This is a genomic window from Bradyrhizobium sp. NBAIM18, assembly GCF_020193825.1.
Taxonomy (GTDB): Bacteria; Pseudomonadota; Alphaproteobacteria; order Rhizobiales; family Xanthobacteraceae; genus Bradyrhizobium; species Bradyrhizobium yuanmingense.
In genome coordinates, this window is sequence record NZ_JADYVO010000028.1 from 39805 (window position 1) to 58728 (window position 18924).

The following is an 18924-nucleotide window of genomic DNA, read 5'->3' on the forward strand; positions in this document are numbered from 1 at the left end:
CTGCGTCGGACCGGAGACGTGGTGTCAGGACAAGTCCCGCTGTCCACAGGGAATCGGAGTGCTTGGGATTTGTGTCAGTGCCTCTTAAACGGCTTCCGCGGTCTTGTCCTGTGCGCGCCAAGCAACCGGGCGTCTCAGTGTGACAAGGCTCAGATTATCCGTGCTAAGCGGGGGATTTAGACGATCCCTCCGCGGCCAGATTTTCGACATCGAGCGGATTGCTGACAATCTTTAACGAGCCGTCCGGATTGCGCGGCCATTCCTTCTCCGGTCGATCCCAGTAGAGCTCGACGCCGTTGCCGTCCGGGTCGCGGAGATAGATCGCCTCCGTACCACCGTGGTCGCTGGCGCCGGTGAGTTGCACGGCCGCTGCGCGGAGGCGGCCGAGCGCGCGGCCGAGCGCGGCCCGCGTCGGATAGACGAAGGCGACATGGTGGAGGCCCGTTGATCCTTTGGGCGGCGGCAAACCGCCCCGGCTTTCCCAGGTGTTGATAGCGAGGTGGTGGTGATAACTGCCGGCTGCCAGGAACGCTGCTTCGTCACCAAGAAGCCCGTGAAGGCCGAAGCCAAGCACCCCGCAATAGAATTGGAGCGATCGCTCAAGGTCCGCAACGTTCAGATGGACGTGCCCGACGCGGACGCGCGGATCGATCGGCTCGCCCTCGGTCGCGATGGCCACCGGTGTTGTCAGTCCCATCATCTTCCAGCTCCTTCGCAGTGCTTCCCTGGCGAAGCAGATTGCGCGGAAGCCGTTTTGCCACAAGACAGCATAAACTGGAATTATCATCCATAATTCTGCATAATGGGTCATGCGGATCGATGAGATCAGTGTCTTCGTCCAGGTGCTGGAGGCGGGCAGCTTTGCGGGCGCGGCTCGACGGCTCCGCATGCCTGCCAGCACAGTGAGCGCAAAGGTGGCGGCGCTGGAACGGCGCCTCGGCGTCAGTCTGATCCAACGCACGACCCGCAAGCTCCGTATCACGCCGGCGGGCCAGGCTTATTTTGAACGGTGCCGCCTTGGACTTCGTGAGATCGAGGCAGCCGAAGCCGCGATTACGGCAGAGGCAGGAGGCCTGACCGGGCTGCTTCGGCTCACAGCGGCCGTCGATATCGCGCAAAGCCTGCTGCCGCCCATCATCGGCGCGTTTCGCGAAGCCTTCCCGACGGTGCAAGTCGAGCTGATCGTCACCGACCGGATCGTCGACATGATCGCAGAGGGCGTCGATCTCGCCATCCGCGTCGGTCCATTGCGCGATTCAAGTCTGGTGACCAGGTCTTTCGTAACAGGCCCGTCGGGACTGTTCGCAAGCCAGCACTATCTCGACCGACGCGGCGTCCCCGTTCACATGGATGATCTGAAGCACCACGACCTGATTGGGTTCGGCAAGCCATGGGCCCATCCTCTGCCCATGCTGATGGGAACGCGGAAGGTCAGCGTCGATTTGTCGGGCGGCCTGACCTGCGACGATCTGCTGACAGTCAGAACCTTTGTCGGTATGGGCCTCGGGATCGGATTTCTGCCGGCTTTTTTTGCAGACCAACTGCGGCTGGTGCGCGTGTTGCCAGCTCTTCGCTCGCCGCTGACCGGACTCTATTTTGCCTACCCTACCCAGAAATTCGTGCCGGCGCGCGTCAGAAAGTTCATCACGTTCGCAGCAGCCAGCGTGAAGCGCCTGCACTTACATCCGTAACCCGGTTCGCGGCGAATCGGGGGGCCGGACAGTATCGAATGTCCTCGCACATTCGGCGGGGACAAATGGTGCCGACCGGTCGATGGCGAGGTCGGAGCGGACGCCACCGCCGTGCCTCCCGATACCGACGAGCCCGGTTCTTCTCGTCGTTGCAGGCGCTCAGTCGCGCGCTGTTGTATCGAGAGTGCGCTGCTGTCGTAGCTTTGGTGTCGCAGTCGCGGCGGTGGTGCGGTGTCTTTGAGCCATGCCCTCCTGTGGGGCTGACTTGGGCCCACGTCCATGGCGGCCTTTTGCTGGCGGATCACGCGCCACAATACGCTCGCTGCGCTCGCCGACCTTTACCCGCAATGGCTCGTTCGCGATCTTCTTCCCCTGCCGCCAAGCGGCGGCATTCCTCGCGAGGCAACAAGATCGCTCAGCCCGCCATCCTCCGCTGACGCTGCGGGTCAAGGCTGCGGGTCGGTCGTTGCGGCGCTCACAGATCGCCATCAAGGCCGCGATGGTCGCGGGCTTGGAAACAGCAACAGGAGATCACCATGGCTCAGATTGGCACCTTCACCCGCGCCGAAGATGGCTCGTACACCGGCACCATCAAGACGCTCTCGCTCAACATCAAGGCGCGCTTCCTGCCGGCCGAACCATCCGAGAACGAGAAGGCTCCGAACCTGCGCGTGATGGCCGGCAATGTCGAAATAGGCGCCGCGTGGCAGCGGACCTCCAAAGACAACACCGTCTATCACTCGGTTAAGCTCGACGACCCGTCCTTCTCGGCGCCGATCTACGCCAACCTCGTCGCGGTCGATGACGGCTATGCGCTGGTCTGGTCGCGCTGACCCGCAAGCTTGCGGCGTCTCGCTCCGGCGAGGCGCCGCGGTTCCCTCCACGGGATTATGCGGAGTGCCGCGGTCGACAAAGCTCGGAAAAATCTGCGTTCACAGCGCGCCGCTCCGCATAACGCTCAGCTCCGCATAATCCGCGTTATGTGGTGCACCGCATAACGCGGAGATCGGGGCCGCCTGGTCCAAGCGCTCCAACGAGGGCCGCGACTATCTCGGTCTCAAGCTCGACGATCCGAGCTTCACCGCACCGATCTTCGCCAACCTCTTCGCTGATGAAGAGGGCGAGGGCTTCAGCTTGATCTGGTCCCGTCCAAACCGTCGGAACGGCGACTGATCCGATCAGCAATGCCTCGCCCGGCTGGTCCGGGCGGGGCATCGCTAAGCTCAAGAGCTGGCCGCGCAAAGCTTGGCGAGCCGGTGCACGTGCCGGATCGATCCCGATCAGCGAGCGCGAGCCTGCCCCGCCTTGATCGGCCGTCTCTGATTGGCCTCCAATACGGTTTCGACGATGTCTCCCCAGTCGGGGCAAATTGCGACGAGACGATCTAGCACCGTAGGATCGCGCTCGATCTGGCCGAGCGCCTGAGCGCGCCATTGGTCGTTGAAGCTGATGCTCATCAACCCCAAACATTCGACGACCGAACTGTCAGGCGGCAAGTGTTCCAAGATTGCCGTCACTATGCCGGTCCATTGTTGAAGTAGACGCCAATGCTCAGCGGCGGGCCCGCTCTCCAACTTCTCTTGAAGGAGATCAATCAGCAAGAGGAAGCGAATCCGCCAAGGTTGGGTCCTGAGGTCCTCGACGTAAGCGTCCACGACTTCGCGGATGTCGGCTGGTAAGTGCTCGTACAGGGTCATAAAGCCCACTCCATCTCACTCAGCACGCCCTTCCATCCCTGGACAGGTATGCGTCTTTGGAGACAGACCAGATTTACGCAAAGTCGCCTATCAACTTATGCGTGACGCAATACCGAGTTGATTCATAACGTGCCAAGGGTGCGATGGAGCACAAATTCGTCACATCATCGAGCCCGATGAGGATGAACCGCCGTTCGTTTGATCAGATCGGTGGCTTCGACCCCTAGCGCCTCCGCGATTCGGCCAAGCACGGTTACGCTGGCCGACACATCGGCGCGTTCAATTGCGCCGACGTAACGGACACTTAGCCCAGCACCATCGGCCAACTCTTCCTGCGTCATCTCCTTCTTATGGCGTATCCGACGCAAATTGATCGCCATGACCTCCTTGAGATCCATGACGACAAGGGAACTCACATCGGAACGATCGTTCCAGGAACGATCGTTCCGATTCGTACCGAGCCGTGCTATTCATATCGTCTGGCTTGGGCCGAGTTTGCCGCTTCCGGGGAGCGCCGCGATGCGATTTGCGCATCACGGCACAAATCGCGTGCGACGATTTCCCAGCTTTGCAAAGTTCCGGAATTTAGATGGACTCTAATCGCTGCATCGATGCTGAGGGGCAATTGCAATGAACGAGGCTCCATTCCAGGACAGCCCGCCAATAACTGATCGCGTCAACGCCTACGACGAGAAACATCTTGCAATCTACGTTAGGTTGTTAATGGCCGAGGAGGAGGGCGCCGACTGGCGTGAGGTGGTCAGCGTGATCTTCGGCCTGGACCCCGCACGCGAACCGGATCGTGCCAAAATCGTCCACGACAGGCATCTCGCCCGTGCGCGATGGATGTCGGAAGCCGGATATCGGGACCTTTTGCTGCCGCGGATGCAGTGAATTTGCGTTCTATCACACAAATTGCGGCATCGCGTAATGCAACCTAAGGGTCTAGTTTCTTGTAGCGTCTTTCTGGATTCGTGGTGCGGGGCACAGAACGAAAGACGAGAAGACCATGCCGACCCAGTATTGGCGGGCGCCCGAGACCATTGAACGCCTGAATCGCCTTGAGCGTCCGGGTTTTGCCCTTGAGTTTCTGCGGCGCAATGCCGACTATCGCCGCGATTTCGTCCGTACTGAACGCCAGATCGCGCGCGAGGGCGCTGAGCCCGAAACCATCCGAACCAGTTTCGCACATCGATGGAGGTTGCGGTGTCGCCCATGACCCCGCCTCTCCGGTTGGGCCCGAACCAGCCATTTGGCTTCCCGAGGCATCACCGGGCACATTGATCCTCCAGTCCGCGCCGCCGGAGTTTGAGACCGTTCATCCGATTGATCGCAAGTCTTTCGGACTGGCGACCGTTGAGCAGACGGATGCTGACGGTCGCGAGCTGGTTGTCTCCGACGGCTCGGGCGAGCTCCATGTCCGGTTGCGCGACGAGCAGGCCATGCGCCACCCCGCCGTGCTTGTGCCGCTCGACAGCATGGGCGAAATGCGCGCCGACGTGGCGCTACACTTCGCCCGCCGCCTTGCTGGCCGGCGCACCGGTCTTCTGCCGGCGGCGCTACGGCTGACGTCGTTTCAGAAGCGGAGACTGATTCAGCTCCTCCACGCCTTCGACGTCCACGACCTGGGCGGAGGCCCGCGAGACGTGGCAGCGAAAGTGCTCGCCTCCGACCATGCCCAACGTCGTTCGGTCGAGTGGAAGGATTCTCATGCCCGCCGCAAGGCGAACCGGCTCATTCATGATTCGATTGCCCTGGTTGAGCGCGATTATCTGAAACTTCTACGCGGCCTCTGATCGGCCACCGATCTCTCAAAGCTATCGCCTCCAATGCACGTTATGCCGATATCGGCATACTGTGCTTCAGGAGCGCCGATTGCCCGTTGACGATTGATGCAGCCGCCGCAAGACAGTAGGATACCTCAGCGCTCCGGCATGAGGGTTTAAGACGATGAAGACCTTGTCTGCGGACATGATACCCGACCATTTCTGGCGGATTAGGTACGATCAACAGCACGATCCCGATTCGCCAACCCTGCCGAGCCTTTCAGAGAGCCCGAACTGTCAGAACTTCGCCTACGCGCTGCTCAAGCATTTCGGATTTGACGTTTACCCATTTCGGTCCAGCAATCTGTGGGAGGACACCACCGAGACCTGCTTGGTGTCAGCTGAATTGAGGCCCCTCGACCTCTTGCTTTTCAATCGAACCGGGAACCCTTGGGGAGCACATGTCGCGCTCTATCTGGGTGATGACCAAGCTATTCACCTGAGCAAGAAGCAGTCCGCTCCGGTGATCTGGCCGTTTGCTCAATTTCTCGAGCTTCCCGAATATCGAACCTTCGTTGGCGCAAAGCGGCTCCGCCAAATTGGGGTGGGCCTATAATCGAACGCAGTCTTTGCACGGTTATGGCCGGCTGCTTGCTAACGAGGCCAGTTCCTATCTCGTCGATTATGCCGAACTGCCGCATGGCCAAGAGTAGGCGTAACCGCCGTCAAACTCGGCCATGCGGCATAATCCGGCTTAGTCGCCCGTGAAGAATTCGGAAGCGATTGATCTGTCGCAGGGATTTGACGCGAGCAAGTATTCGATTTTGCAAGAAAGCCGTGGGTAGGTCCTGGCTTTCTTGCGTTTTTGGATTCCGGATTGGGCGGCTTCGTGATTCCTTTGACGGCGAGATTCGCTGTTGGGGAGAACCCATGAGCCATCCGCGCGACGATCGTCAGGACGATCTGTTTCGTCCATCTCTGGAGAAGATCATCAACCTTCGCCATCCGTTGGTGCGTCTGGCGGCGGAGATCGATTGGGACTTCGTGGCGGGACGCTTCAGTTCGGTCTGTCGCCTCGGGCCGGGGCAGCCACCGTTGCCGACACGATTGGTAGCCGGACTATTCATCCTCAAGCACATGCACAATCTCTCTGACGAGGCGCTGTGCGACAGGTGGGTCGAGAACCCGTATTTTCAGTATTTCTGCGGCGAGGTGGTGTTCCGGCACGACTTGCCATTCGATCGCTCGTCGCTGACCCGCTGGCGCCAGCGGCTGGGTGAGGAGCAGATCGCCGCGCTGTTGCAAGAAAGCCTCTCGGTGGCGCATCGAACCGGGGCAATCGAGACCAAAGATCTCGAGCGGCTCGTTGTGGATACCACCGTACAGGAGAAGGCGATCGCGCATCCGAGCGATGCGCGGCTCATGCACCGGGCGATCGAGAAGCTGGTCGGTTTGGCCAAACGCGAGAGCGTCGAACTGCGCCAAAGCTATCTGCGCGTGGCCAGGCGCGCCGCCATCATGGTGGGACGCTACACGCATGCCCACCAGTTCAAGCGTGCCCGGCGAGAGCTCAAATTCCTGCGCACCCGGCTTGGCCGCATCATCCGTGACATCAGACGCAAGATCGAGGGCGACCCTGCGCTTGAGGATCGCTTTGGTCCGCTGCTCGATCTCGCCCACCGGGTTCGCCATCAAGAGCAGCGTCAGCGCGGTCCCAAGGTCTACTCGTTGCACGCCCCCGAGGTGGAGTGCATCGGCAAAGGCAAGGCCCGGGCACCTTACGAATTTGGCTGCAAAGTCTCGATTGCCACGCCTGCCACCGCGCCCAAAGGCGGGCAGTTCGTACTGCATGCCAAGGCCCTGCACGGCAATCCCTATGACGGCCACACGCTCGGTCCCGTCATCGCCGACCTCGAAAAGCTCACTGCTGTTGCAGCGCGCCGCATCCACGGCGACAAGGGCTACCGTGGCCACAACTATCCTGACCGGTTCAAGGTCTGGATCAGCGGCCAGGTTCGCCGTGTCACCAAAGCCATCCGCCGCGAGATGCGGCGTCGCGCCGCCGTCGAGCCTGTGATCGGCCATCTCAAGGACGACCACCGAATGCGCCGTAACCATCTCAAGGGTCGCGACGGCGACCGCACCAACGCCGTGCTCGCCGCCGCCGGCTACAACTTCAGCCTGCTCCGCCGCTGGCTCACCGAACTTTTATGCGGCCTGTTATGGATACTCTGTCGCCACCTATCGCAACCACACCTTGCGTAAAACGGTGCTCAGGGACGTTCTTCACGAACGACGGCTTATGGCATAATGAGTTAACTCGCGCCCCCGCTGGTAGCCCTCGGCTTCGCCTGGTTGCGACGATGGGGGGACACAAATCTACGTAGATTTTCGTCCACCCCCAACGCCTGAACTCTCCGCCACTCTGGCCCGGACAAGCCGCGATTTGGCCGCGGCGCTTCGAGGCAAGACGGAGATTTCCCATGCTCGACCGGACCGCGCAGCTCTCGACCCGCTACGTGCGCACGCCCGAGGCCGCGCGCCTCCTCGGCATCTCGCCGCGCACACTTGAGAAGTATCGTTGCCATGGCAACGGCCCGACCTTCCGCAAGCTCGGCGGGCGCGTCGTCTACGCCATCGGCGATCTTGAAGCCTGGGCCGATCAGGCTGCCTGCAGCTCAACGTCGGATCCTCGCTATCTCGAGGCCCGCGCCGCCGGCAACGCGCATCGCTAAGGCAACGCCTGCCATGTCGCGTCGCCTCATCACATCAAGCGAGCGAAGCAAGCTCGACCCGTTCGTTGTCGCCACGGGCGATGCCAGCCCGCGCGATCAGCGGGACCTGATGGAGCGCCCGTTCTTTTCGCTCGCCAAGTCCAAACGGACGGCGCCGATCCTATACGAGGCCGGCGACATCCGCGTCGAGGTTTATGCGGTTCCAGAGCACGGCATGGCGACGATCTGGGACGCCGATGTGCTGATTTGGGCAGCCAGCCAGATTGTCGAGGCCGAGAACCTTAGCCTGAAGACCTCGCGCTTCATGCGCTTCACACCTTACCAACTTCTGACCGCAGTCGGCCGACAGACCGGAGCCCGCGACTACAAGCTCTTGAAGGGAGCACTGGCGCGCCTGCAGGCGACCGTGATCCGCACCAGCATCCGGCAGGGCGAGCATTGGCGGCGTCACCAGTTCTCCTGGATCAACGAATGGGAGGAATGCGCGCGGCGCGACGGCCGCGTGGAAGGCATGGAATTTGTCCTCCCCGACTGGTTCTATCGCGGCGTCATCGATCGCTCGCTCGTTCTCACCATAGATCCGGCGTACTTCCGGCTGACTGGCGGGATCGAGCGCTGGCTCTACCGCGTCGCGCGCAAGCATGCCGGTCGCCAGCCAAAGGGTTGGCTGTTCGAGTTCGCACACCTCCATGAGAAATCCGGCAGCCTCGCCAAGCCCGCTGACTTCGCCTTTGATCTCCGCCGGATCGCTGCCCGTCAACCGCTGCCAGGATATCGCCTGAGCGTCGAACGCAGGGAAAGCTGGGAACTACTGCGCATCCTTCCAGCTAAATCATTCACAGCACCTGTGGATGGCGCTGTGAATCAGCTCGGGACTTCGGGCGTGCGCACTATCGGGACTCCGGGCGTGCCCGTATCGGGATTTCGGGAGTGGAAACCGCAGCTAACGCTTTGGCCGGAAACCGCGATTCCGGGTCCTAACTTAGAGTCTAACTTAGAATCTAACTGTTGTAGCGGGGCCGCGCGTCTTGCGGATAACGCGGACGCTCCTGTCGTTGCCCCCAGAAGCCGAGACCGGGGGCCCAAATGAGTAGACAGGCCCTCAAATCTACGACTGTGGCCCATCATCATGCGAGTGGTGGCCCCTCATTGTGCGACTGGCGCGGCCCTTCAATCGTCGTCGCTCTCGCGCAAACGAGCGACTGGACGCGGTCGATGAGTAATCTGCCCCGCAAATCGGAGACTCATTTTCCCTTAATCGTAGACCACCGCAATGGTGAGTCTCCGTTCCGGCTTCGGCCGACGGCGCGACCGCCAAACGAGCGCATCTCCAACAGACCCGCGCACCAATCGCCGCTGCCTTTCGACAACAAGGCGGGAGGCAAACAATGATCGTCGCGCTGCTCAATCAGAAGGGCGGTGTCGGAAAGACGACGCTCGCCCTGCATCTTGCCGGTGAGTGGGCACTGCGCGGAAAGCGAGTGACGCTGATTGATGCTGACCCCCAGGGCTCGGCATTGGACTGGTCGCAGCAGCGCGCGCGGGAGAACGTCGCTCGGCTGTTCGGCGTCGTTGGCCTCGCGCGCGATACGCTCCACCGCGAGGCGCCGGAGATCGCACTCACGGCCGATCATGTCGTCATTGACGGGCCGCCGCGCGTCGCTGGATTGATGCGTTCGGCGCTGCTGGCGGCGGATCTGGCGCTGATTCCCGTGCAGCCGTCGCCATTCGACGGCTGGGCCTCGGCCGAGATGCTCGCTCTGCTGCGGGAGGCCCGCATCTATCGGCCGCAGCTTGCCGCTCGCTTTGTGCTCAACCGCTGCGGCGCGCGCACGATCATCGCCCGCGAGACGGCTGAGGTTCTTGCCGATCACGACCCGCCGGTGCTCGCCAGCACCATCGGCCAACGCGTTGTCTTCGCCGACGCCGCTCAGTCCGGACGGCTCGTCTTCGAGTTCGCCGAGCAGAACGCCGCCGCCCGCGAGATCGCCGCGCTCGCGGCTGAAGTTGCGAGGTTCGCGCCATGAGCGAGCGCTCCACCAAGCGCGACTTCGCTTCGCGTCCCGGCGATGCCGAAAGCTGGATCAAGGCCAGCGACGCACCGCCGCGCCGCGTGGATGAGGGGGCCGCATTCAGCGCGCGCCTGACCATCGACGTCACGCCGGCACTTCGCGGCCGTATCAAGGTCGCCGCGTTCCAACGCGGCGTGACCGTCGCCGACATGCTGCGCGAGTTGCTGGCGCGAGAGTTTCCCACTGACGCTGGAGAGCCGTCATGAATGACAATGAGGCCTTGCCGCCGCGTGCGGTGCCGTCCTCGCATCGACGCGCCGTCGCGCTGACCCATGTCGAGCTGACCTGGATCGAGAAGCGGATCGAGCACTGGCTGCGCTTCGGCCGTCGCGCGGAGGAGAAGATCCTCGACCGCCGCCGCAGCATCTCCAGCTTTACGCCAGGCAGTATCTTCGGCTTTGTTCGCTGGGCATCGAACGATTACGGCACCGTGGTGTCGCGCATGGACATCGTGCGCGCGGTGGAGGCCGGCCAGCGCTATCAGACGCTACCATTTGTCCGCCCCGGCGGCGAAATCCTGCTGCGCGTTGATAGCTGGCCGAAGGTTGAGCGCGTCTTGCAAGCCATCGACGCCATTGAGGCGCTCTCCATCGATCCGGCTGACGCCGCACCCGAATACTGGCGACATCTCCACAACCGTCTTGCCGCCGACCACGTGCCACGCGCGTACACGCGCGAGCAGCATGTCGCCTGGCTCAAGCGCCGGAGCGTCACGCCATGACCCGCTTCGGCTATCTCATGTTGACCTACCTTGCGGCGCTGGTCGCCGGCGCCCTGGCGTTCGTTCATCCTGCGCCGCGGCTGATCTGGAACGCGACCGCGAGCACGCCAAGAGGGCTTTACGCGCTACATCCGCTTGGAGAGCCGCGCGACTTGGAACTGGTCGCGGTACGGCTACCGGAGCCGATCGCGAGCTTCCTTGCCGATGGCGGCTTTCTTCCGAGAGGTGTGCCGCTGCTGAAGCGTGTGATGGGGCTGCCGGGGCAGACCGTGTGCCGGTCAGGCGACACCGTTTCCGTCGATCACGTCGATGCCGGCACCGCACACGACCGCGATCATCGCGGCCGTCCGCTGCCGCGTTGGAGTGGTTGCCGCGTCCTTCAGCCGGGCGAGGTCTTCCTTATGAATCCGACCGTCCCGGACAGCCTGGACGGCCGCTATTTCGGCGCGCTCCCCGTCACCTCGATTATCGCCCGTGCAGTCCCGCTTTGGACGGACGAAGCCGCCGACGGCCGCTTCGTCTGGCGTACCGCCACCCATTGACCCGTTTCCAACCCAACAACCAAGGAGCTTTCCCATGGCACAAATCGGCCAGTTCACCCGCGACAAGTCCGGCTTCACCGGGCGCGTTGAAACGCTGTTCTTCGAGCGGATTCTCACCCTCGTCCCGGCCGAATCCTCCGATGCCGAGAACGCGCCGGACTACCGTATCCGCCTCGGCGATGCCGACGGCCCGGAGATCGGCGCAGGCTGGAAGCGTACCGGCGAGAAGGCGGGCGACTACGTTTCGCTCGTCATCGACGACCCGGCGCTGCCGCGGCCGATCCGCGCCAATCTCTTCCAGTCGGGCGACGACAAAGCGGCCTGGACGCTGAACTGGAATCGTCAGCCCCAACGCGCCGAGCGGGACTGATTGCATGCAGGATCCTGTCGCGCGTGCCGCCAACCAGGCTCATCAACGGTCCACCTCCTTGTGCGGGGGAAAGCCGTCTCATCCCTCCGGTCCACGCAACCGTCGGGCGGCCGCCACGCACAGCGGTGGTCAAAGCGGCCGTCCGTACGCACCGCAGGTAGGCAGCACGACGACTCGCTGTGATGCCGGAACCAGGGCGGGCTTTGCCGTTATCCTCCTTACCGGCCTGCTAGCGATTGGTGGGTCAGCGCCGGCGGCGTCAGCAGAGAAAGCGTCGACGCGAAGTCAAACAGCAAGCGACCGCTATGTCGCTTATGTAGCGGAAGCTGCGCAGCGTTTTGGCATTCCGGCTGCATGGATACGCGCCGTCATGCGAGTCGAGAGCAATGGCGATCGGCGTGCCGTATCACCGAAAGGTGCGCTCGGCCTGATGCAACTCATGCCCAAGACCTGGACGGACATGCGAGTTCGCTACGGTCTCGGACGCGATCCCTTCGATCCCCATGACAACATTCTCGCTGGCGCCGCCTTCCTTCGCGAACTGCACGATCGCTACGGCTCGCCGGGCTTTCTCGCAGCCTACAATGCAGGTCCCGGCCGCTACGAGGAATTTCGCGACAGGCATCGTCCACTCCCCGCCGAGACGACAGCCTATGTCGCAGCCATCGTCCCTTTTGTCGATGCGGAGGAGGCATCAGGGCCTCTTCCCCTCGCGGCCTTTTCTCGTTCATCCTGGACGCGGGCGCCGCTGTTTTTCGGTCGCGTTGACGGTCCGTCTCGTGGCGTGCGAGCGGCGCTCGATCAACCCGCGCAGGGCGGCTCAGCTGCCACTCCGGTGCACGATGTTTCGGCGATTGCGCCGCAGTCGGAGGGCCTGTTCGTCGCGCTCTCACGCACCCTTGTTACGGCGGCTGCACATCGGGCAGCTCGTGATATCAGCCGTCAGTTTCCAGGTTCGCTGGCGCCCCGTGACGGACATTCGGTTTGCATTCGAAACGCTGCAACACAATCGTACGGGCGATGCCTTCGGCCCGCGCTCTACTCGTCGCTTCGCTCCTCACCGAGCCACCCTGCGGGTGTCTCGGCCCTTCGGGTAACGATCGCTATCGCAAACACTCGCAAACAGTGGGGGCTTCCGCGAGTACCGACCGAACGATGGCGAGATAAAAGGCCGCAATGTCCGGCTCGGTCGGTCGGTTGTTGTTGCTTTGTTTTTTTGCTGATCCGGCAATGTGTGGCTTCGGCACGCAATGTGCGCCCCACCATCAACTCATTGCACGGGTTCTGCATTTCGCACATTGTCGAGGCTGGCCATGGCTGAGGAGAAGGAATTTCAGCCTCGGCCTGGCCGCATCCGCTCCTCGCGGAGCCAGCGGGCCAAGCCCTTCATCGCTCAGGCGCTTGCCGCCGCTCAGCGCGCCGGCGGCGGCGTTTCGCGAGCCGGTCATCTGACCAAGCATCGTCGTTCGCGCTTCGGCCGCGGCCGCCTCGCCTCTGAACGGGCGAACCGTCTGCTTACGGGCCGCTCTCGCCTGGTGACGGTCAAGACCCGCGTCGTCCGTCACACGGCGAGATCAGCGCCGCTCGCCGCGCATCTCGGCTATCTCCGGCGCGAGGGCGTCACCCGGGACGGGGAGAAGGCCCGTCTGTTCGGTCCGGACACCGAGGATGCCGATCCCAAGACCTTTGCTGAGCGCTGTCAGAATGACCGCCATCATTTCCGCTTCATCGTCTCGCCGGAAGACGCAGCCGATATGGCCGAGCTCAAAGGTTTTGCCCGCGAGCTGGTCGGCCAGATGGAGAAAGATCTTGGCACCAAGCTCGACTGGGTGGGCGTCGATCACTGGAACACCCAGCATCCGCACGTCCACATCATCGTGCGGGGCGTTGCCGAAGACGGCCAGGACCTCGTCATCTCCCGTGACTACATCAAGGAGGGGATGCGCGCCCGCGCCCAGGATTTCGTCACGCAAGAACTCGGGCTGCGCTCCGATCTCGACATCTGCCGCTCGCTCGAGCGCCAGGTCGAAGCCGAGCGGTGGACGCAGCTCGACCGCCAGCTTGTTCGGGACGCAGACCGGCGTGGCGTCGTCGACCTCGCACCCAATCCGGAGCGGCAGCCCGATCAGTTCCATTCGTTGAAGGTCGGCCGGCTGCGGCGCTTGGAAAGCCTTGGTCTCGCTCATCAACTTGGGCGGGGCCAATGGGTGATGGACGAGAGTGCCGAGACGACCTTGCGCGAGCTCAGCGAACGCGGCGACATCATCAAGCGCATCCACCGCAGCTTGACCGAACGCGGCATCGAGCGCGGCTGCGCCAGCTACGTGCTGGCAGGTGAAAGCCTAGATGTTCCCGTCATCGGACGCCTCGTCGATCGCGGCCTCGACGACGAACTCAAGGGGACCGCCTATGCCGTAGTCGACGGCGTCGATGGCCGCACCCACCACATTCGGCTGCCCGACCTCGACGCCGCCGGTGACAGCGCGCCGGGCTCGATTGTCGAACTGCGTAAGTTCGTCGACGCACAAGGCCGGCGTCGGGTGGCGATCTCGGTCCGCTCCGATCTCTCGATCGAAGCGCAGGTGACAGCGAGCGGCGCGACATGGCTCGACCGCCAGGCCGTCGCGCGCGACCCTGTGGTGCTCGGCCAGGCCGGCTTCGGCGCCGAGGTTCGCGACGCCATGCATCGCCGGGCCGAGCAGCTTGTTGAACACGGTCTTGCGGAACGGCAGGCGCGTGGGCTGGTATTCGCGAAGAATCTGATTGGCGCGCTGCGCCGTCGGGAGGTGGATGCTCTCGGTAAGCAGCTTGCCGCCGAGACCGGTCAGCCGTTCAATCCGTCGGCTGGCGGCGAGTATGTCGCCGGCACCTATCGGCAGCGTTTCGCGCTCGCTTCCGGCCGTTTCGCCATGATCGACGACGGTCTCGGCTTCCAGCTCGTGCCCTGGACGCCCTCACTGGAAAAGCAGCTCGGCCGGCATGTCTCCGGCGTCGCTCGCGCAGATGGCGGCATCGATTGGGGTTTTGGACGCAATCGGGGGCTCGGCCTGTGAACGATCCCTCCAATCACCGGCGTCAGGAGAGGGCGGCCGCAATGTCTGCAACCAGAATCCTCTGGGGGCAGGTCATCACGGTATTCGCGATCGTCCTGCTGACGACCTGGGCCGCGACGGAATGGACGGCGTGGCGGCTCGGCTTTCAAGCCCAATTGGGACAGCCCTGGTTCGAGCTCTTGCATTTTCCTTTCTATCTTCCGCCTGCCTTCTTCTGGTGGTGGTACGCCTATGACGCCTATGCACCCTCCATCTTCACCGAGGGCGCCTACATCGCATCATCTGGCGGCATCATCGCCGCAGCCGTTGCGATCGGCATGTCCGTCTGGCGCGCTCGCGAAGCAGAGAATGCCGAGACCTATGGCTCCGCGCGATGGGCGGAGGCAAAGGAGATCGAGCAGGCGGGCCTGCTCGGGCCGGACGGCGTCGTGCTCGGCCGGTTCGAGGGCTCCTATCTCCGCCATGATGGACCGGAACATGTCCTGTGCTTCGCGCCGACCCGGAGCGGCAAGGGCGTCGGCCTCGTCATTCCTTCGCTCCTGACCTGGCCGGGCTCGGCGATCGTCCACGACATCAAGGGGGAGAACTGGCAGCTCACCGCCGGCTTCCGCAGCCATCACGGCCGCGTTCTTCTGTTCGATCCGACCAACGCGAAGTCGTCAGCCTATAACCCGTTGCTTGAGGTCCGCCGCGGCGAGTGGGAGGTGCGCGATGTCCAGAACATCGCCGACATTCTCGTCGATCCAGAAGGTACCCTTGAAAAGCGGAACCACTGGGAGAAAACCAGCCACGCGCTGCTGGTCGGAGCGATTCTCCACGTCCTGTATGCCGAGGAGGATAAGACGCTCGCCCGGGTCGCAGCCTTCCTGTCCGATCCCAAGCGGCCGATCGAGGCGACGCTTGCCGCGATGATGCGGACTGCGCATCTCGGCGACGCCGGTGTCCATCCCGTCGTAGCGTCCGCTGCCCGCGAGTTGCTGAACAAGTCCGGCAACGAGCGCTCCGGCGTCCTGAGCACTGCCATGTCCTTCCTGGGCCTCTACCGAGATCCCGTGGTGGCGGAGGTGACACGGCGCTGCGACTGGCGGATCACCGACATCGTCGGCTGGGACCGGCCCACCACGCTCTACCTTGTGGTGCCGCCCTCGGATATCAACCGCACCAAGCCGCTGATCCGTCTGATCCTCAACCAGATCGGCCGCCGGTTGACCGAGGATCTTCAGGCCAAGGCCGTCCGGCGCCGGCTCCTCCTGATGCTCGATGAGTTTCCGGCGCTCGGCCGGCTCGACTTCTTCGAGTCCGCGCTGGCCTTCATGGCAGGTTACGGCATCAAAAGCTTTCTGATCGCCCAGTCGCTGAACCAGATCGAGAAGGCCTACGGGCCGAACAATTCGATCCTCGACAATTGTCACGTCCGGGTCAGCTTTGCGACCAATGACGAGCGAACGGCGAAGAGGGTGAGCGATGCCCTCGGGATGGCGACCGAGATGAAGGCAATGAAGAACTATGCCGGCAGCCGGCTGGCACCTTGGCTCGGCCACCTCATGGTGTCCCGGTCAGAGACCGCCCGTCCGCTGCTGACGCCCGGCGAGATGATGCAGCTGCCGCCATCCGATGAGATCGTCATGATGTCGGGCCTCCATCCGATCCGGGCCAAGAAGGTGCGCTATTATGAGGACGGGCGCTTCAAGGAACGCATTCTGGCGCCGCCGATCCTGACCAAGGCCAACGACGGTAGGCTGGACGACTGGAGCTCACGGCCGCTGCCGCCGCGCCCAATAGCAGTGCAGGCGCCGACCGACGACCAGACGGATGACGATGACCCCAAGACCGCGGATCGCCGGCGTCATCCGGAATTGGACCAAGAGATGGTGGATAAGAAGTCGGTCGACAACGAGTTCGCGTCTGACCTCGCCGACGAGTTCGATGAAGATGCCCCGCGGATCCGGCGCATGAGCGACATGATGCAGGGCGTCGCACGCCAAGCCTCGCTCGATCCTGGTGACGATCTCGGACTGTGAGGCGGACATGACCGCTCCGAAGAGAAAAGCCCAGATGTCGGTCTATCTCGATCCTGATGTCATGAAGGCGCTGTCGGCCTTTGCCGCCCGGCGCGAGCAATCGCTGTCGCTTATTGCCGAAGCCGCCATTGCATCCTTTCTGTCGCCCGACTCCGATGAACGGCGGGAGGCCGCTATTGCCAAGCGACTCGACCAAATCGACCGCCGGATCGCGCGGCTTGAGCGGGATGTTGGAATTTCGGTCGAGACCATCGCTCTCTTCATCCGCTTCTGGCTCACAACGACACCGCCTCTCCCCGAACCAGCTGCAAAGGCGGCGCGGGCGCAGGCAGGTGCGCGCTACGACAATTTCGTCGCGGCGCTCGGGCGCCGGCTGAGTCAAGGGCCGAAGCTGCGACAGGAAATCCCGGATGACGTGGAAAGCGTCCAATTCAGCCCAGAAACAATGAAGGCGGACGGCCACTAGTGTCCCGAGTCACAAGTTCGCAATCGTAGATTCGCGTTAGATTCGCGTGGCGGTGCCAGAGATGGTGGCTGCAGCAGCGACGGAGGATCTGATGACGGCCCAGCGACTTGCGCCCCTGATATTGAGCGATGATGAACGCGCTGTACTTCAGTCGCTGACAATGCGGCGAAAGACGGCGCAGGCGTTGGCTCTGAGAGCCCGGATCGTGCTGGCCTGCGCGGAAGGCGGTCAGAACAAGGAAGTGGCGGCCAAGCTGGGCCTGGAAAGTCTGAAGTCGCCGCGTTCCGGCGAGCCGGGGGCAAGATCGGATGGGCCTCAGCCGAAGAACTCGATGACTCCATAGTCGCTGATCTCATAACCCAAAACAGGTCTCGACACGGAAGCACCCAGGGTCGCGACTGGATGGAAAGGATACTCGCCGGGCAGAGAAAGGCGGGTGTGTCGCAGTTCGGTGCCGCAGCTATTTCCGAGCGCAACAACGAGATAACCGGGCTTGCTGTTTTCTATCGCTTTGGAACGGCACTTCACTTGCGCTACTTCGGGGCAGACTACAGTCGCGATCTCAAGGATTGCAGATACTTCGTCTTGTGCTATTACGAGCCCCTCGATTACGCTGCGGCGCGCGGTCTCACAACATTGCGGCTTTCTACCTCCTCGTTACGTGCGAAAGTGAACCGAGGGGCAAAGATCGAGCCGCAAGCGATCGTCATCAAGTGCGTTGGTGAACAGCACATCTGCGACTCTGACGTCAAGCGGCACAATCTGCGTATGATCAGACAATATCAGAATCAGTTCGCAGGCCATCTTTGCAGGGAGTGAGAGTTGGTCGAGCGTTATCAAGTTGCTGGGTGAGTAACTGCGAGATTGAGCAAGATTCGCCGAGGCCTTTGGTCGGGTACGGTGCCCCTCGGCCTAACGCCAGGACTTGGACTGAAGATGCCGCGCTGGTTCTTCAAGCCGGAGCACGGCGAAGGGATACTCAAGGAGAAACTGCTGCGCACATTCTGGGATACGGTGCTCGATGACGTCATGACGGCTGACTGAGGTCTCGAGGGTCGGCGGCGAGCACTTTTGTGGCACGGGACTTCGCGTGATTTCCGAACGAAATGGGTAGAGCCCGGCAGTCCCGACGACACTCCCGCGTGGCGAGTTGATAGAATCCAGCCTAAGCGAGTTTTCCGGGTTCAAGCAGTGCTTCCTCTCGAGAGGACGTCGGCGCGGCCTGACCTTTTTATGCATTTGGCAAGGCGCGAGCCAGACTCGCCGCCGACGATGTCGCCAAACGCAACAAGCCCAAGCTGCGCGCGCGCCTGAAGCCGGATGCGGCCTCGCTCGCGCAACTGCTCGGCAAGCGGGTCTTCGCCTTCGCCGGCATCGGCCATCCCCAGCACTTCTTCCGCACATTGCAGGCCAGCGGCATCGAGGTCGCGCGCACGCGCCGTTCGACGATCATCACATGTTCTCGCGCGAGGAACTCGCCGCGCTCGCGGCGGAAGTACAGCGCGAGCAGTTGACGCTGGTGACGACGGAGAGGGATCTTGCGCGACTGCATGGCAGCGAAGGCGTGCCGGCGGGCATCGTGCTGTTCGCCGTCCAACTCGAATTCGACGACCCGGCCAAGCTGCGGCAATTGATCAGCAACCATCTCTACGAGGCTCGCGAGCGGCGCTTCTCCAGACGCTGATCTCGTCGGGTGGACAAAGCGAAGCGTGCCCACCAACTTCGTTCCGTACTCGCTAAAGCTACCGCCTCAGCAGACAGTCATGCTCACCACACCCCAACGACCATCA

Annotated in this window: 23 protein-coding genes and 3 pseudogenes; 22 read left to right on the plus strand and 4 right to left on the minus strand. The window is 62.7% G+C overall.

The window, feature by feature from the left end; all coding sequences use genetic code 11:
- Positions 1–163 precede the first annotated feature (163 nt).
- The gene (locus tag I6F17_RS34110) at positions 164–697 is read right to left on the minus strand and encodes a VOC family protein (protein WP_109145504.1); all 534 of its coding nucleotides are present in this window, start codon (positions 695–697) and stop codon (positions 164–166) included.
- Positions 698–809: 112 nt separating this feature from the next.
- Here I6F17_RS34110 and I6F17_RS34115 point away from each other — a divergent pair, with 112 nt between their 5' ends.
- The 3 genes and pseudogenes from I6F17_RS34115 to I6F17_RS34125 all read left to right on the plus strand — a co-directional run.
- Positions 810–1691, plus strand: coding sequence for a LysR family transcriptional regulator (locus I6F17_RS34115; RefSeq protein ID WP_109141660.1), 882 nt, complete (start codon positions 810–812; stop codon positions 1689–1691).
- A 536-nt stretch (positions 1692–2227) separates the two neighbouring features.
- Positions 2228–2524 (plus strand): DUF736 domain-containing protein, encoded by a 297-nt coding sequence (locus I6F17_RS34120; RefSeq protein WP_225130330.1) that lies wholly within the window; start codon positions 2228–2230, stop codon positions 2522–2524.
- A gap of 169 nt (positions 2525–2693) precedes the next feature.
- Positions 2694–2864, plus strand: a pseudogene (locus tag I6F17_RS34125) (DUF736 family protein); the annotation flags it as partial.
- Positions 2865–2971: 107 nt separating this feature from the next.
- Here the strand turns inward: I6F17_RS34125 and I6F17_RS34130 are convergent.
- Positions 2972–3388 (minus strand): hypothetical protein, encoded by a 417-nt coding sequence (locus I6F17_RS34130; protein WP_225130332.1) that lies wholly within the window; start codon positions 3386–3388, stop codon positions 2972–2974.
- A 164-nt stretch (positions 3389–3552) separates the two neighbouring features.
- Positions 3553–3786, minus strand: coding sequence for a helix-turn-helix transcriptional regulator (locus I6F17_RS34135; protein ID WP_036046501.1), 234 nt, complete (start codon positions 3784–3786; stop codon positions 3553–3555).
- A 232-nt stretch (positions 3787–4018) separates the two neighbouring features.
- On the opposite strand from I6F17_RS34135, the gene I6F17_RS34140 reads away from it, so the two are divergent.
- The 18 genes and pseudogenes from I6F17_RS34140 to I6F17_RS34225 all read left to right on the plus strand — a co-directional run bounded on the left by I6F17_RS34140 (position 4019) and on the right by I6F17_RS34225 (position 17953).
- A complete protein-coding gene (locus I6F17_RS34140; RefSeq protein ID WP_109141658.1) occupies positions 4019–4282 on the plus strand; it encodes a DUF2285 domain-containing protein in 264 nt (87 codons plus the stop codon).
- Positions 4283–4397: 115 nt separating this feature from the next.
- Positions 4398–4607, plus strand: a complete 210-nt coding sequence (locus tag I6F17_RS34145; RefSeq protein ID WP_225130334.1) for a DUF6499 domain-containing protein — start codon at positions 4398–4400, stop codon at positions 4605–4607.
- 61 nt (positions 4608–4668) lie between these two features.
- Positions 4669–5184, plus strand: a complete 516-nt coding sequence (locus tag I6F17_RS34150; protein ID WP_225130336.1) for a DUF2285 domain-containing protein — start codon at positions 4669–4671, stop codon at positions 5182–5184.
- 154 nt (positions 5185–5338) lie between these two features.
- Positions 5339–5770, plus strand: a complete 432-nt coding sequence (locus I6F17_RS34155) for a cell wall hydrolase (protein ID WP_109141656.1) — start codon at positions 5339–5341, stop codon at positions 5768–5770.
- Between the two features lie 314 nt (positions 5771–6084).
- On the plus strand, positions 6085–7419 hold the full coding sequence (locus I6F17_RS34160; protein WP_225130338.1) for an IS5 family transposase: 1335 nt from the start codon (positions 6085–6087) through the stop codon (positions 7417–7419).
- A 218-nt stretch (positions 7420–7637) separates the two neighbouring features.
- Entirely contained in the window at positions 7638–7889 is a 252-nt protein-coding gene (locus I6F17_RS34165; protein WP_109141655.1) for a helix-turn-helix domain-containing protein, read from the plus strand.
- A 13-nt stretch (positions 7890–7902) separates the two neighbouring features.
- Entirely contained in the window at positions 7903–8979 is a 1077-nt protein-coding gene (locus I6F17_RS34170) for a replication initiator protein A (protein WP_109141654.1), read from the plus strand.
- A gap of 298 nt (positions 8980–9277) precedes the next feature.
- Entirely contained in the window at positions 9278–9916 is a 639-nt protein-coding gene (gene parA / locus I6F17_RS34175) for a ParA family partition ATPase (RefSeq protein ID WP_109141653.1), read from the plus strand.
- Positions 9913–10167 (plus strand): hypothetical protein, encoded by a 255-nt coding sequence (locus I6F17_RS34180; RefSeq protein WP_109141652.1) that lies wholly within the window; start codon positions 9913–9915, stop codon positions 10165–10167. The genes parA and I6F17_RS34180 overlap by 4 nt, the downstream gene beginning before the upstream one ends.
- Positions 10164–10682 carry a DUF2840 domain-containing protein gene (locus I6F17_RS34185; RefSeq protein ID WP_109141651.1) on the plus strand — a complete coding sequence of 173 codons (519 nt, stop codon included), beginning with the start codon at positions 10164–10166 and terminating at the stop codon, positions 10680–10682. The genes I6F17_RS34180 and I6F17_RS34185 overlap by 4 nt, the downstream gene beginning before the upstream one ends.
- The gene (locus tag I6F17_RS34190) at positions 10679–11224 is read left to right on the plus strand and encodes a S26 family signal peptidase (RefSeq protein WP_225130340.1); all 546 of its coding nucleotides are present in this window, start codon (positions 10679–10681) and stop codon (positions 11222–11224) included. The genes I6F17_RS34185 and I6F17_RS34190 overlap by 4 nt, the downstream gene beginning before the upstream one ends.
- Positions 11225–11258: 34 nt before the next feature.
- Positions 11259–11594: a DUF736 domain-containing protein gene (locus I6F17_RS34195; RefSeq protein ID WP_109141649.1), complete on the plus strand. Its 336-nt coding sequence runs from the start codon at positions 11259–11261 to the stop codon at positions 11592–11594.
- 4 nt (positions 11595–11598) lie between these two features.
- Positions 11599–12486, plus strand: a pseudogene (locus I6F17_RS34200) (lytic transglycosylase domain-containing protein); the annotation flags it as partial.
- A 421-nt stretch (positions 12487–12907) separates the two neighbouring features.
- The gene (locus I6F17_RS34205) at positions 12908–14647 is read left to right on the plus strand and encodes a VirD2 family relaxase/mobilization nuclease (protein ID WP_109141647.1); all 1740 of its coding nucleotides are present in this window, start codon (positions 12908–12910) and stop codon (positions 14645–14647) included.
- Positions 14648–14688: 41 nt separating this feature from the next.
- The gene (locus I6F17_RS34210) at positions 14689–16668 is read left to right on the plus strand and encodes a conjugal transfer protein TraG (protein ID WP_225130343.1); all 1980 of its coding nucleotides are present in this window, start codon (positions 14689–14691) and stop codon (positions 16666–16668) included.
- Positions 16669–16675: 7 nt separating this feature from the next.
- Complete coding sequence (locus tag I6F17_RS34215; RefSeq protein WP_109141645.1) at positions 16676–17134, plus strand: CopG family transcriptional regulator; 459 nt, start codon at positions 16676–16678, stop codon at positions 17132–17134.
- Between the two features lie 61 nt (positions 17135–17195).
- Positions 17196–17477 carry a hypothetical protein gene (locus I6F17_RS37980; protein WP_225130344.1) on the plus strand — a complete coding sequence of 94 codons (282 nt, stop codon included), beginning with the start codon at positions 17196–17198 and terminating at the stop codon, positions 17475–17477.
- Between the two features lie 59 nt (positions 17478–17536).
- Positions 17537–17953, plus strand: coding sequence for a hypothetical protein (locus I6F17_RS34225; RefSeq protein WP_338129111.1), 417 nt, complete (start codon positions 17537–17539; stop codon positions 17951–17953).
- Positions 17954–18318: 365 nt separating this feature from the next.
- On the opposite strand, the gene I6F17_RS34230 is transcribed toward I6F17_RS34225, so the two are convergent.
- Complete coding sequence (locus I6F17_RS34230; RefSeq protein WP_225130354.1) at positions 18319–18516, minus strand: hypothetical protein; 198 nt, start codon at positions 18514–18516, stop codon at positions 18319–18321.
- On the opposite strand from I6F17_RS34230, the pseudogene I6F17_RS34235 reads away from it, so the two are divergent.
- Positions 18445–18818 (plus strand): annotated as a pseudogene (locus I6F17_RS34235) (tetraacyldisaccharide 4'-kinase). The gene I6F17_RS34230 and the pseudogene I6F17_RS34235 sit on opposite strands and share 72 nt — an antisense overlap.
- Positions 18819–18924: the final 106 nt, after the last annotated feature.

Excerpts from the sequence above, each read along its gene's own strand:
- I6F17_RS34135 (WP_036046501.1), bottom strand. The coding sequence starts at position 3,786 with ATGGATCTCAAGGAGGTCATGGCGATCAATTTGCGTCGGATACGCCAT.
- I6F17_RS34225 (WP_338129111.1), top strand. The coding sequence starts at position 17,537 with ATGGAAAGGATACTCGCCGGGCAGAGAAAGGCGGGTGTGTCGCAGTTC.
- I6F17_RS34230 (WP_225130354.1), bottom strand. The coding sequence starts at position 18,516 with ATGGCCGATGCCGGCGAAGGCGAAGACCCGCTTGCCGAGCAGTTGCGC.
- I6F17_RS34170 (WP_109141654.1), top strand. The coding sequence starts at position 7,903 with ATGTCGCGTCGCCTCATCACATCAAGCGAGCGAAGCAAGCTCGACCCG.
- I6F17_RS34140 (WP_109141658.1), top strand. The coding sequence starts at position 4,019 with ATGAACGAGGCTCCATTCCAGGACAGCCCGCCAATAACTGATCGCGTC.
- I6F17_RS34115 (WP_109141660.1), top strand. The coding sequence starts at position 810 with ATGCGGATCGATGAGATCAGTGTCTTCGTCCAGGTGCTGGAGGCGGGC.
- I6F17_RS34190 (WP_225130340.1), top strand. The coding sequence starts at position 10,679 with ATGACCCGCTTCGGCTATCTCATGTTGACCTACCTTGCGGCGCTGGTC.
- parA (WP_109141653.1), top strand. The coding sequence starts at position 9,278 with ATGATCGTCGCGCTGCTCAATCAGAAGGGCGGTGTCGGAAAGACGACG.
- I6F17_RS34185 (WP_109141651.1), top strand. The coding sequence starts at position 10,164 with ATGAATGACAATGAGGCCTTGCCGCCGCGTGCGGTGCCGTCCTCGCAT.
- I6F17_RS34195 (WP_109141649.1), top strand. The coding sequence starts at position 11,259 with ATGGCACAAATCGGCCAGTTCACCCGCGACAAGTCCGGCTTCACCGGG.
- I6F17_RS34180 (WP_109141652.1), top strand. The coding sequence starts at position 9,913 with ATGAGCGAGCGCTCCACCAAGCGCGACTTCGCTTCGCGTCCCGGCGAT.
- I6F17_RS34165 (WP_109141655.1), top strand. The coding sequence starts at position 7,638 with ATGCTCGACCGGACCGCGCAGCTCTCGACCCGCTACGTGCGCACGCCC.
- I6F17_RS34210 (WP_225130343.1), top strand. The coding sequence starts at position 14,689 with ATGTCTGCAACCAGAATCCTCTGGGGGCAGGTCATCACGGTATTCGCG.
- I6F17_RS34110 (WP_109145504.1), bottom strand. The coding sequence starts at position 697 with ATGGGACTGACAACACCGGTGGCCATCGCGACCGAGGGCGAGCCGATC.
- I6F17_RS37980 (WP_225130344.1), top strand. The coding sequence starts at position 17,196 with ATGGTGGCTGCAGCAGCGACGGAGGATCTGATGACGGCCCAGCGACTT.
- I6F17_RS34205 (WP_109141647.1), top strand. The coding sequence starts at position 12,908 with ATGGCTGAGGAGAAGGAATTTCAGCCTCGGCCTGGCCGCATCCGCTCC.
- I6F17_RS34130 (WP_225130332.1), bottom strand. The coding sequence starts at position 3,388 with ATGACCCTGTACGAGCACTTACCAGCCGACATCCGCGAAGTCGTGGAC.
- I6F17_RS34145 (WP_225130334.1), top strand. The coding sequence starts at position 4,398 with ATGCCGACCCAGTATTGGCGGGCGCCCGAGACCATTGAACGCCTGAAT.
- I6F17_RS34120 (WP_225130330.1), top strand. The coding sequence starts at position 2,228 with ATGGCTCAGATTGGCACCTTCACCCGCGCCGAAGATGGCTCGTACACC.
- I6F17_RS34215 (WP_109141645.1), top strand. The coding sequence starts at position 16,676 with ATGACCGCTCCGAAGAGAAAAGCCCAGATGTCGGTCTATCTCGATCCT.
- I6F17_RS34160 (WP_225130338.1), top strand. The coding sequence starts at position 6,085 with ATGAGCCATCCGCGCGACGATCGTCAGGACGATCTGTTTCGTCCATCT.
- I6F17_RS34155 (WP_109141656.1), top strand. The coding sequence starts at position 5,339 with ATGAAGACCTTGTCTGCGGACATGATACCCGACCATTTCTGGCGGATT.